Source organism: Aneurinibacillus sp. UBA3580 (assembly GCF_002375825.1).
Taxonomy (GTDB): Bacteria; Bacillota; Bacilli; order Aneurinibacillales; family Aneurinibacillaceae; genus Aneurinibacillus; species Aneurinibacillus danicus.
Genome location: NZ_DFMZ01000010.1, coordinates 15,877 through 27,921, shown reverse-complemented (window position 1 = coordinate 27,921; position 12,045 = coordinate 15,877). Strand labels below are relative to the sequence as shown.

Here is a 12,045-nt window from a genome sequence, read left to right as displayed (position 1 = left end):
GCCTTTCCCTACAGAATTGTTGGTTCAGCAACGTACGAATCTGAGAGCCGGTCTATGCCATTTTTACTAAGTCATTATTGAAAGGCTGCACGTTGAACAACTCGCCCGGTGAACAAACATACAACCGGCATGTTAGCCATAAAAAAACCGCAGATGAACGCTCATCTGCGGTTTCGTATTTAATTTGATTGCTCCTCTTTACTGTTACTTCTGCATCGCTTCAACGGCAGCCGTGCGACCTTCTCCTTCGCGTACCTTGACTCCCTGCTCCAGCAGCACCTGTTCAAGCGCAGCCAAGAATAAAAGCACATTGCGCGGCTGGCAGGAGTAGCCCATCAGGCCAACGCGCCATACTTTACCTTTTAAGGCACCCAATCCGCCGCCGATTTCAATGCCGAACTGTTCAAGCAACTGTTTGCGAACTATCATATCCTCTACGCCGTCCGGAATGCATACGGATGTAAGCTGCGGCAGGCGGTGGTCCGCTACCACGTGAAGGGTGAGGCCCATCGCTTCGAGGCCGGACTGCAGGGCACGGCCCAGCTTCCAGTGGCGATCCCATGTTTCCGTAAGCCCTTCTTCCACCACGAGACGCAGCGCCTCCCGCAGCGCGTAGTTCATGCTGATCGGCGCGGTATGATGATAGAAACGCTCCTGTCCCCAGTAGTTTTGAATCATGGATAAATCCAGATACCAGCTCTGTACTTTGGATGTACGCCTGGCCATCGCTTCGCCGGCCCGCTTGCTGAATGTCACCGGAGACAATCCCGGCGGTGCGCTCAAACACTTCTGCGTACCGCTATAGCAGGCGTCCACTTCATTTTCGTCAATGCCCACTTTTACTCCGCCGAGTGACGTAACGGCATCAACGATAAGGAGCGCGTCATGCGCATGCGCAAGTTGAGAGATTTCAGAAAGCGGCTGCAAAGCGCCGGTGGACGTCTCGGCATGAACGACCGCCACGGCTTTTACATTTGCATGATTTTTCAGCGCCTGCTCAATTTGCTCCGGCTTAATGATTTCACCCCACGGCGCTTCCACACGGATGACTTCCGCCCCGCAGCGCTCGGCTACATCGACCATCCGCTCGCCAAATAAACCATTAATACCGATGATAACTTTATCGCCCGGCTCTATTAAATTTACGAATACCGTTTCCATGCCAGAGCTACCTGTGCCGGACATGGCAAGCGTCAGTTCGTTTTTCGTCTCGAATACGGTACGCATTAGCTCCATCGTTTCATTCATAATCTGTAGAAAGCTCGGGTCCAAGTGACCGACGAGCGGTGTGGCCATCGCTTTCAGAACACGGGGATGCACATCGCTCGGCCCGGGGCCCATCAATACACGGCTCGGTGGATTCAGTTCTTTGAACATTTCTCTCATCCTTTCTCTTTGTGGCTACATTACATGGTTTTGTCTTCTATGTTACTATTTAAAAATATCAGATAAGGAACTGTAAAAAAATAGCGAAATGCAATTTTCATGATTTATTCTCTGATGATCCCCATCTCGGCGCAGCGGCCCGGCTTCGGAAATAATTTATCCGGATTCAATAAGTGGTCCGGATTGAATACTTCGCGTACGCGTGTCTGCGCCTCAATCTCCTCCCCGGTAAACACATAGCGCATCTCTTCCTTCTTCTCGATGCCGACGCCGTGCTCTCCGGTAATCGTGCCGCCGGCATCGGCACATACCCTGAGCACGGCCGATCCGACATTTACGGCAAGCTCCGTCTCTCCCGGTTTACGGGCGTCAAATAAGATTAACGGATGCAGGTTTCCATCTCCGGCATGAAATACATTGGCGATACGAAGACCGGACGTCTCGCTAATCTGTCGGATTTCGTTCAGCACTTCCGGAAGCCGGCTACGCGGAATCACGCCGTCCTGAACTAGATAATCCGGTGAAATCGTTCCCATGGCCGCAAATGCCGTCTTGCGGTTAGCCCACCACCGGCCCCGTTCCGCCTCATCGCGTGCGACCCGTACTTCAAGCACGTTGCGCCGCCTGCAAACCGCTACAATTTCGTCAATTTGCTCGTCAATGCCGGCCGCAATCCCGTCCACTTCAATCAGAAGAAGCGCTTTGAGACCAGGAGGATGACCGACAGGATACGTGCCGCACTCCACTCCTTCAATTGCCACAGTGTCCATCATTTCAAGCGCCGCTGGTACAATCCCTGCGGCAATAATGTCAGACACCGCATAGCTGGCGTCTTCTACCTCATCAAAGTAGGCGAGTACCGTCTTCTTGTCTTCCGGATTTTTCAAAATGCGCACGGTAATTTTCGTTACGATGCCAAGCGTGCCTTCTGAACCGGTCAATAGCCCGATTAAATCATAACCGGGCATATCGGGCACGCCGCCAAGCTCAATAATCTCACCGTTCGGCAGCACCACCTCCAGCCCGAGAATGTGGTTGGTTGTGACTCCGTATTTCAGGCAGTGAGCACCGCCCGCATTCTCCGCCACATTGCCACCGATCGTGCAAGCGTACTGGCTGGACGGGTCCGGCGCATAATAATATCCCTTATCCGAGATAGAGTGTGTCAGCTTCAAATTGACAAAGCCGGGCTGCACGATGGCAAGCCGGTTTTCCAAATCCACATGAAGCAACTTCTTCATACGCACAAGACTAATAATGACTTCTCCCCCAATCGGAATAGCACCGCCGCTTAATCCCGTGCCAGCGCCTCTGGGGAGAAACGGAATGCGCTGCTTGTGCAAATGTTTTACAACGCCGGCGACCTCCTCCGTAGTTGCCGGAAACACAACGGCCCGCGGCATCCCCCGGTGAATCGTATACGCGTCACATTCATAGGCGAGCAAATCTTCCTTTCGGTATAAGACCCCCCGGGTTCCTACAATCTCGATTAGCTCTTGAATGAGCGAATCAGCTCTCGTCATCTACCGTACCTCCTCCGTACGCTCATTCTGTTCTTCCTTCTGATAAGACCAATCAAGCAGTTGTACCGTGTGCACCACTTTTTGGCTTCGCCCGTATTTAGCAACACCCATCGCTATCTGCAGCATGCAGCCCGGATTGCCCATTGAGATTACCTCTGCCGCAGCAGGTACGTTCTCCATCTTCTTGTCGAGAATACTGGCCGCCATCTCCGGATTGGTTAGGTTATAGATGCCCGCACTGCCGCAGCAGCGGTCCGCATCCGGCAGCGGTATCATCTGTATACCGGGAATGCTCGCAAGCAAATCGCGCGGCTCCTGGCGAATGCCCTGTCCGTGCGCGAGGTGACAGGCATCATGATATGTTACCCGCGTGTCGAGTTTTCCCCGGGGTTTTCGGTAGCCGTACTCATGCAGGAATTTTGTGATATCCTCCACTTTCTCCGCAAACACTTCCGCTTTATCCCGATACTGCACATCATCTTTCAATAGCTCCGGGTACTCTTTAAGCGCACAACCACAGCCGGCTGCGTTGACAATCACTTTGTCCACTCCTGAGGCAAGAAAAGCGTCAATGTTTTTGCGCGCCAAACGCTTTCCTTCTTCCCGATCCCCGGCATGCACATGCAGCGCACCGCAGCAGCGCTGTTCCTGTGGCAGTTCCACACTATAGCCGTTCCGGATCAAGACGCGGATGGTCGCTTCGTTAATGTCGCTAAACATCACGTCCATCACGCATCCGGTAAACAGCGCCACCCTCATTTTCGCTTCCCCTTCGGCAGGTACGCCCTGAGGATACCGGATAAGCACCGGCTCCGTTATCTGCGGCATAATCGCTTCCATCTCCCGTATATGCGGCGGCGCAATATTGATAAGTCCCGTCCTGCGGACAAATTTCCCAAGCCCGCTCCGCTGGTATACTTTCAGTGCTTTGCCTAGCGCATGCAGGCGTGAAGGATGCGGAAACAGCCCGCGCAAAAAAGTACGACTCACCGTCTTTTTCCACCCTGTCAGCGGGATAGCCTGACGGATGTGACCGCGCGCTTCCTCGATGAGCGTACCGACTTGTACGCCGGAGGGACAGGCGGTTTCGCAGGCCCGGCAGTCCAAACAGGTGAAGATCGGATCAGCATACGCTTCGCTAATGTCCATCTTGCCCTGGGCTACTGCCTTCATCAAATGCACCCGCCCGCGCGGAGACTGATGTTCGTGCCCCAGCTCGTCATATGTCGGACATGATTCTAAGCACATACCACAGTGGACACAGGCAGAGTATTTGTCTTCCTCCGCCGCCTGCAACGGGCTCATGGTGGCAAAAACGACCGGTTCTGTATGCGGTTTCACAATTTCGGTACCTGATTGGCTCATCATTATATCCCTCCTACAAATCGACCCGGATTCAAGACGCGGTATGGGTCGATCGTACGCTTAATCCCTTCGAGCAATGAAAAGTACTTCGGTTTCTCTCCCCATATATCCAGCCTGCGCCGCAGCGAAAGCGGGGCGTGCCGCACGATGGCGTAACCGCCTCTCTCCACGGCCATGCGGCGAATATCTTCAATGCCGGCTATCAGCTCATCTTCGCTCTTCCCTTCTACATATGCATGTGAAATACCGTGTCCTGCCCCGCCATGCGCCTCTACCATAAGGTTGCGGACCTGGCCCACTTTATGACAGGCGGCCACAATATCCGGGATATCCATATTCTTGCTTCCGATTTTCACCGCAACCCGTGCGTCTGCTGTTTCTTCTTCGGACCCACGGGGCGACACGCGCGCAAACGCTTTCCACCATTCCCGGGCTTCCTGCTGCGCCAGCACGGTCAACTGCGCCATCTCCGGCATGTGAACGCGCACCCACTCCTCCTGGTACCGCACCGCACTTTCCACATCCTCAAATGAAACGGCCAGCATATAGCTGAGACTATCCCCCAGTCGTCCGGCGAGAACCGGATTGATCAACTCCAGCGCCACAGGCTCCAGCATCGAGTTCTGGAGTTCTTGTAAAAATGTGCGGATCCCGTCCATCGGCGAATCAGGAAAAGTGAGCAGCATCAGGCTCTCTGCCTTGGGCAGCGGACGCAGTTTAAATGAAAGTTCGCTAAGCACGCCCAGCGTCCCCATGGAGCCGATGAACAGCTTGTTCATGTCATACCCTGCCACGTTTTTCACCACTTTCGCACCCGTCCGGATTACGCTTCCGTCCGGGTACACCACGCGCATGGCAATCACATGGTCGCGGGCCGACCCGTAGCGTAATCGCTTCGGGCCGCTATCGTTGGCGCAAACGATCCCACCGACGGTAGCGTACTCCGGCCAGGCCGGATCGAGCGGGAGCTTCTGCCCATACTCCGCCAGATTATCCTGTAATTCCTGTAGCGTCGTGCCGGGCCGCACTGTCACAATCATATCGCCCGGTGAATGCTCGACGATACCGGTGCAGCGGGAGAGCGACAGAATGAAGTCGGCGGCCTCTTCCGTTCCCCCAAATCCCCGCTTGGTTCCTCCTCCCATCGGAATGACGGTCTTTCCATTTTGACGGGCGTATGTAAGAAAATCAGCAATCTCCTGCTCCCTGTCCGGAAAGACAGTATAAGGAGCCGTATTTCCCAGCGAATGAGAAGCAGCTTTTGTTTCGGCAATGTGCGCTTGCAACGGCATCTCCTTAAATATCATGTCTATCCCTGCCCTTCTTTCCTATCGAATAAAATAATAATAAAAGGCTGTTGGCAACACGCCAACGGCCTTCTGTTAAGCCTAGATCGAATTTTTTATTATTTATTTTTATGAAGCTCTTTGCCCGAAGCCGTCTTCTCTTCTGCCTTGCCTTCCCGGCCACCTTCGATTTTCCGGATGTACGATTCCATTATCTTGCCGTCCTTCTTAATGACAATATGCTGATATTTTTCGCTCATACAAATTCTCCCTTTCATTGTATATTCGCAAAAAATCGTGAGCGGCATCCGGCATCTTGCAAATGGTGCGATCATGCTTTCGGTAATAACCTGGCCTCTTCGTTCCAAATATTTAATATTAATAAAATATTGTGATTATTATTTTACCATACTTATTTCATAAAGATAATACCCCGGCCAGGCTTTCCTCTACTTTCCGGGTAAAATAATCGCATATACCGTATCCAGCGATGTATCCATCCGAAAGGCCTTTTTGCCTTTCAAAGCAGCTTACGCTTTCGCGGCAAACGGCTCACCCAGCATAGAAAGTGAAAAAAGCGATGGGACGCTGTTCTTGTGCTTTGTCTCATTTTGTCGAATCTACGGCGGATTATTATCATTAACATGTTTACAAGTCAACTTTATTTGGGTGAAAGAGCAGCTTCACTTTGCAAGGGCCATCGATATAACACGCTCATTATTTCCGCGGCAATATTCTGACTACTATGCAGTAATATAGGGATTGGAATAAAGAAAATTCCGGGTGATTATACACGCGGAATTATTTCAAAACAGACCAATCAAACTTTCCGAGATGATTTGTATACTTCTTCAATCGGCTTAGCACACGCTTCGCTTCCGCTCCTTCAAGCGGCAGGGGCTGATAATTGTTCCTTTCCTTCACTGACGAAATCAAAGCCGGTATTAGACGAATCTCTTTTTTATCTGAGAGCTTTCCGTTCTGCACATAAAACGTCTGCTGAAAAATAAATGTATCTTTGTCGGAGGGATTTCGGTTTCCGCCAAACATAAAATTCCCCAGGCTATATACGATATACTTACCTCTGTACTGCTCGATCCCCTGCATTACATGCGGATGGTGCCCGAGCACCAGGTCAGCCCCCTGATTTATCGCGTGTCGGCCTAACGCTTTTTGTACCGCATTCGGATAATGGCTGCGCTCCACTCCCCAGTGGAAACTGACAATTATGACCTGTGTGCCCCGCCGCCTGAGCTCGGCGATGTCAGCCATAATCGTCCTTCTTAGCTTCTGCGTATTCTCCCAGCCCTCATATCCCAGAAGTCCGACGGGGATGCTGTTTATCCCGGCTATGTATTTGTTGTCATAGCCAAAATAAGCGATGCGATATTTCTTCAACGTCTTTATCGTATCTTCATACCCTTGCCGGAGATAATCACGGGTATGGTTGTTGGCAAGATTGACCGCGTCCATGCCTGATAGCGTAAGAATCTGCGCGTAATCCGGCGCGCCTTTGAAGCGGAATTTTTTCACCGCTTTCGCCTTGGCGGTCGTCAATGTCGTCTCTAAATTAACGATGGTGAGATCGTCTTTGTCAAATATGCCACGGATGTGCTTGCCGAAATGGGCATATCCGTTTTTCTTCACTTCATACGGAAAACTGAACATATAAGGAAAATTCTCGTCTGTGCCGATCGTCACGTCCCCCGCCGCACTGATGGTGACGGAATGTATCGTTTTTTTCTTCACTTGCTTTTCCTCCGCGACATCAGGCGGCTTCGGTGGTTTCTTCGGCCCAGCCGTCTCGATTTTACCTACAGCCGCTGGCTGAAATGTACCGGTTACGGCGGCTGAAACTGCGTACAGCACCGTAGCGCATACTGTAATCGACAGCATAATCAGCAAAGACGTTCGTTGGAGCTTCTTCACCTGTTCCTCCCTTGTGTTTGTTTTTCTCTCTTTTCGCTGCTCTTCTAGAATGTTATGGGAGAAAACCGGAAAGCACAACCAATTCTTCTCGCGCTATTTCGACACAGATGAAGAATCATGTCTTTACTTTTGTCTTTGTGTCGATGGTTCTTCTTTTAGATTTTCGATATCAAGAATTTGTTCAATTCTGCGCTGCTTTAGCGCAATCGTTTGCTCGATGAACGTTTCATATTCTTCGTCCGACTGCTTGTTGCGTTCATAGTATAGTTGTTTGAGCTGGGTCAGGTGCTCCTGCAGGCTCAATTCGGTTGTGTATGAGCCGCCGGACTTTACTTTTCTTAGAATCATATCTACCAGATTTTCATTGGACGCTTCTATCGACTTCGTGCCCTGCCGGATATAGATAGCACCATAGCGTAGTTCGCCGCGACTGATAATAGATGTATATGGTACGTATTTTGGATCGTACTCGATAATCAACACTTGAAATTTCTTTCCGCGAAGCGGTTCGACGTCCTGGCTGTCAAAAATAAAATCTTCCGTTCTGTATTTCAACCAATTCGGGAGATAATTGTCCAGCTTGTTGTCTACGTCGGCTTTATCTAGAAAATCTGCATTGGAAAGACCATCGAGCGAAGCGCTGCCGTCACTTTTTTGGCTGACGCCGACAATGATGCAGCCGCCGCCGGAATTGGCAATGGCAAGTATGTGTTTTGCCAGCTTGGTGAGATCAATCCACTTCATTTTGAAGTCGAGGAAATCTGTCTCTCCCGTATTGTGAAGAAGCAGCTCTCTAAATGTCTCATGTGTCGGATCATTCAGGAAATCTTTCAATTTTTGCGGTTGAATATCTTCGAAAAACATGGCTTTGAATCCCTCTCCCACTTTATCTATATGAATCATAAATTATATTCTCTATCAGCGCAGGAATTCCTTTTCCCCCTTATTCCCTTATCGCATTCCCTGGAAAATCAATCCTTCTTTTTACTTATGGTTAGCGTCCTCCGCAAAGGTCAGCCGCCCTTCTCCTCATTTTCGTGTCGGGGTTGCGGCTGAAAAGCCATGGTGTTTTTTTGCGAAATGAGTAGGACGGGCAGATCTATGGTAGAATAAATACGAACAAGTCCATCACACGAACGGCAGGGTGATATAATATGGCAATGATTTATCTGGCTTTTGGTACGGCGGCCACTCTCGCGCTGATTATCATTGTAGGGATTATCATTGGGATGATATTAAGCCGCAGAGATAGAAAGAAAATGGAATCTAAGGAGCCGGATGACGAGAAAAGCAGCCGCAGATGACGGCTGCTTGTTCTTTTATTTCCATAAAGCAGTAAAAAATTGTACATACAGATGATGCACTATTAGTCATACTTGACTATACAAGTTACAAAGTCGTATAATCACAGTCAGATTAGTTAAAAACAAGGGAATTTATGGACTTATCCTAATGAGGTGTGATACATGGAAAACAAAAGAGCGCTCCCCATTTTATTTGCGGTTATGTTTCTCGTAATGATAGGCTTCGGCATTATTATTCCGGTCCTGCCGTTCTTCGCGGAACAAATCGGCGCAACACCGACGCAGCTCGGATGGCTAATGGCTGTCTATTCATTGATGCAGCTGCTGTTCGCTCCGATATGGGGTGGAATTTCCGACAGAATCGGGCGCAAGCCGGTCATGCTGATTGGAATTGCCGGTCTGTCGCTGTCGTTTTTTCTCTTTGCCGTCTCGACGGAGCTGTGGATGCTGTTTGCAGCCCGGATTCTTGCCGGTTTTCTCTCATCTGCCAACATGCCGACCACAATGGCGTACGTTGCGGACATTACCACGCCGGAAAACCGCGGGAAAGGTATGGGGATCATTGGCGCGGCGGTGGGGCTCGGTTTTATTTTCGGCCCGGCTATTGGCGGTATTTTCTCCAAAACAAGTCTGAGTACGCCGTTTTTCATCGCAGGAATTGTGTCGGCGGTCACGTTTGTATTCGTACTGCTTTTCCTAAAGGAATCTCTGCCGCCTGAAAAACGAGCCGTATCGACTTCCGGCGTGAAAGAATCGCGCTGGAAAGCGTTCAGCGGCCCGACAACGGTGCTGTATGTGCTGCAATTTTTCGTTTCCTTCTCACTGGCGGGACTTGAAGCCACATTCGCCTATTTTGCGTTTGACCGTGCAGGCATCGGCACGACTCATCTTGGTTATATTTTTATGATTATGGGATTTGCCGGGGCCATCGTACAGGGCGGCCTTGTCGGACAGTTGACGAAGAGATTCGGTGAAGGCGCCGTCATCCAGATGGGTCTTGTGGTGTCCGCGATTGGTTTCGGTCTTATTCTGCTGACAGACAGTTTTACGACTGCGGCCATTTTCCTGTCCATCTTCGGCATTGGCAACGGGGTCATTCGACCGAGCGTATCCGCTTTGATTACGAAGCGGACGGAAGTCGGACAGGGCAGCGCTACAGGGTTATTGTCCTCGTTCGACTCGCTGGGCCGCATCGCCGGTCCTCCGGTCGGAGGCGCTCTGTATTCCATGCAGATAGGCATGCCATATGTCTCAGGCATGATCATTTCTGTACTGGCCTTCATTCTGTATCGCGTCTATGTCAAACGCGAGCAAAAAAATTCAATACCCGTATAAGAACCGCAAAAGCCACGCTCCTTATTCGGACTGTGGCTTTTTCTTATCAGCCAGACATTCACCACCTTATTATTCCATATAAACGGTGTATGAGAAGAAAAAGTCCTTCATCTTTTTTCACATGGAATTTATTCTCTCGTCGTTCTCTCCTCCTTTTTCCTTCGTAACGTAAAAGTCAACCGGCCTTCCCATCCTTTTCACATTGTGGTTGCGACTGAAAAGTCATGGTGGTTTTGTTAGTTTGTATTTTTGATAGGCAAGTGACGGGACATCTTAAATTTAAGGGGCAACTCCTAGATTCCCCATATCTCTTTAGACTTCTTCATTTCTGTTAATTCTATAATCTTACTTTCCTTATCAGCATAGGTACGAATTTCATCAATCGTAACCTGTTTAAGATATATAGAGCCGTCATTTGGTTTGAAAATAATAATATCTTTTCCAACTAATTCGTTTAAATCGCAAAAATCAAGTTGAAAATATGTGTGTAGGTAAATGGGCGGTTTTACTTTCGTCATAATAATTAAAATATATTATCTATAATAGATAATATATTTTCCCTCCTATCTTTATTTAATATTTAATCAAAATATGCATATGCGTCTTTTAAACTACCTACAAGTTTTCCTTTATCATAGCCTGCTAATTCTGCTTTAAAAAATACCCTGCTACCATAATGAGGTACTGAAACAGACTTGGCAAGTCTTCCTAGTAAGGATGGGGCAATTTTTGACTCAGTAACAGGTATCGAGCCAGTTAAAACATAGTTCCCAGAACCACGTTTAGTTTCAGTATAAACTTTAATTTTCCCTGTAACCAAGTCCCAACTACTAGTTCCTATGTTATATAGATAAAGATCAGCTTTGCAATTTGTTTTTGTTTTTTCTTGATTACTGAATTTACCAAAAAGTATTTTGAAATCAATACCTTGGGTTGAAATGGGTGCTGATTTACTGTTTCCTTCGTTTTTCTGTACTTCTTGTTTCTTTTCAAAATCTTTTTGTTCCTTTAGTAATTGATCAATTTGGTTCTGTGATATAGTTTCATCACTTAGCGCCTTGATTACTGCCGAATTACTTTCCGTTGTTACGGGATCTACGCTTTTTGCAAATCCTGATGTGGTAATAGATAAAGAAGATACTAATAAAATTACTGATGTTAACTGCTTAATTTTTTTCAAAATACATCACCCTCCTTAAGAACTGGTAAAATAATATCACAAAACAATATAAAAATTAACCATTTTTTAGAATTAATGTAAAAATAATCATATTAATTGTTTTTAATTTGATTATATTTATTAATGCGACCCGGCTATATGATCCAAATTTCTTGAGAAAATAAAACCATGGAACTTTACCGTTCCCTTGGGTTATTGTTTTGTTAGTTTGACGTGTATGTGATGGCAATCCTGTATGAAAATATCAAGTGGAAATATAGTAAGATGATCCTATAATTTTTACATTAGACGTCCGATAATGTCGCTTACGTAAGTTTATTGAACGAAGGGTGCGTTAGTTGAAGAAATAATAAAAGGAGAGCACATATTAGTCATGTATAATATGTGCTCTCCCCTATTTTTTAGGGCTTTTGTAATTTAGGTCTTGATAATGATAAACAGAGTGGGGGAACCTTTTTCTATAATTAAGAGCGGACAGGAACTCTTTCAAACTCCTCGCTCAGTTCACGTGAGCGCTTCGCTGCGCTTTTGATGGCGGCTTCGATGGCTTTGCCGCAGCCGTTTTCCGCAAGCGCCGTAAGTCCAGCAGCCGTTGTGCCGTTCGGTGATGTTACTTTCTTGCACAGCGCCTCAGGCGACTCATCCGTCTCCATCAGCATACGGCTTGCGCCGAAAATGAAACCTGCTCCGATAAAGATAATGGCAGTGGGTATTTTCTTGCAATTATGAAAAAAAGG

Annotated in this window: 10 protein-coding genes and 1 pseudogene; 2 read left to right on the top strand and 9 right to left on the bottom strand. The window is 48.2% G+C overall.

Features of this window, described 5'->3' with window-relative positions; genetic code table 11:
* Positions 1–204 precede the first annotated feature (204 nt).
* From B2899_RS02100 to B2899_RS02070, 7 genes are all read right to left on the bottom strand, one after another.
* On the bottom strand, positions 205–1,377 hold the full coding sequence (locus B2899_RS02100) for a pyridoxal-phosphate-dependent aminotransferase family protein (protein WP_146811239.1): 1,173 nt from the start codon (positions 1,375–1,377) through the stop codon (positions 205–207).
* A gap of 113 nt (positions 1,378–1,490) precedes the next feature.
* Positions 1,491–2,909 carry an FAD-linked oxidase C-terminal domain-containing protein gene (locus B2899_RS02095; protein WP_146811240.1) on the bottom strand — a complete coding sequence of 473 codons (1,419 nt, stop codon included), beginning with the start codon at positions 2,907–2,909 and terminating at the stop codon, positions 1,491–1,493.
* Complete coding sequence (locus tag B2899_RS02090; RefSeq protein ID WP_246147372.1) at positions 2,910–4,214, bottom strand: (Fe-S)-binding protein; 1,305 nt, start codon at positions 4,212–4,214, stop codon at positions 2,910–2,912. It lies immediately after the preceding gene.
* 62 nt (positions 4,215–4,276) lie between these two features.
* Positions 4,277–5,581 carry an FAD-binding oxidoreductase gene (locus tag B2899_RS02085; RefSeq protein ID WP_146811241.1) on the bottom strand — a complete coding sequence of 435 codons (1,305 nt, stop codon included), beginning with the start codon at positions 5,579–5,581 and terminating at the stop codon, positions 4,277–4,279.
* 98 nt (positions 5,582–5,679) lie between these two features.
* Positions 5,680–5,820 carry a hypothetical protein gene (locus B2899_RS02080; RefSeq protein WP_170230320.1) on the bottom strand — a complete coding sequence of 47 codons (141 nt, stop codon included), beginning with the start codon at positions 5,818–5,820 and terminating at the stop codon, positions 5,680–5,682.
* 541 nt (positions 5,821–6,361) lie between these two features.
* Positions 6,362–7,456, bottom strand: a complete 1,095-nt coding sequence (locus tag B2899_RS02075; RefSeq protein WP_414631740.1) for a CapA family protein — start codon at positions 7,454–7,456, stop codon at positions 6,362–6,364.
* A 156-nt stretch (positions 7,457–7,612) separates the two neighbouring features.
* Complete coding sequence (locus B2899_RS02070) at positions 7,613–8,392, bottom strand: helix-turn-helix domain-containing protein (protein WP_246147370.1); 780 nt, start codon at positions 8,390–8,392, stop codon at positions 7,613–7,615.
* 251 nt (positions 8,393–8,643) lie between these two features.
* Here B2899_RS02070 and B2899_RS02065 point away from each other — a divergent pair, with 251 nt between their 5' ends.
* Together B2899_RS02065 and B2899_RS02060 are read left to right on the top strand one after the other, a co-directional pair.
* Entirely contained in the window at positions 8,644–8,793 is a 150-nt protein-coding gene (locus B2899_RS02065; RefSeq protein ID WP_170230321.1) for a hypothetical protein, read from the top strand.
* Positions 8,794–8,955: 162 nt separating this feature from the next.
* Entirely contained in the window at positions 8,956–10,128 is a 1,173-nt protein-coding gene (locus B2899_RS02060) for an MFS transporter (RefSeq protein WP_286883671.1), read from the top strand.
* A gap of 580 nt (positions 10,129–10,708) precedes the next feature.
* Here the strand turns inward: B2899_RS02060 and B2899_RS02055 are convergent.
* Positions 10,709–11,308, bottom strand: coding sequence for a hypothetical protein (locus B2899_RS02055; protein ID WP_286883669.1), 600 nt, complete (start codon positions 11,306–11,308; stop codon positions 10,709–10,711).
* Positions 11,309–11,772: 464 nt separating this feature from the next.
* Positions 11,773–12,000, bottom strand: a pseudogene (locus B2899_RS02050) (pyrroline-5-carboxylate reductase family protein); the annotation flags it as partial.
* Positions 12,001–12,045 lie beyond the last annotated feature (45 nt).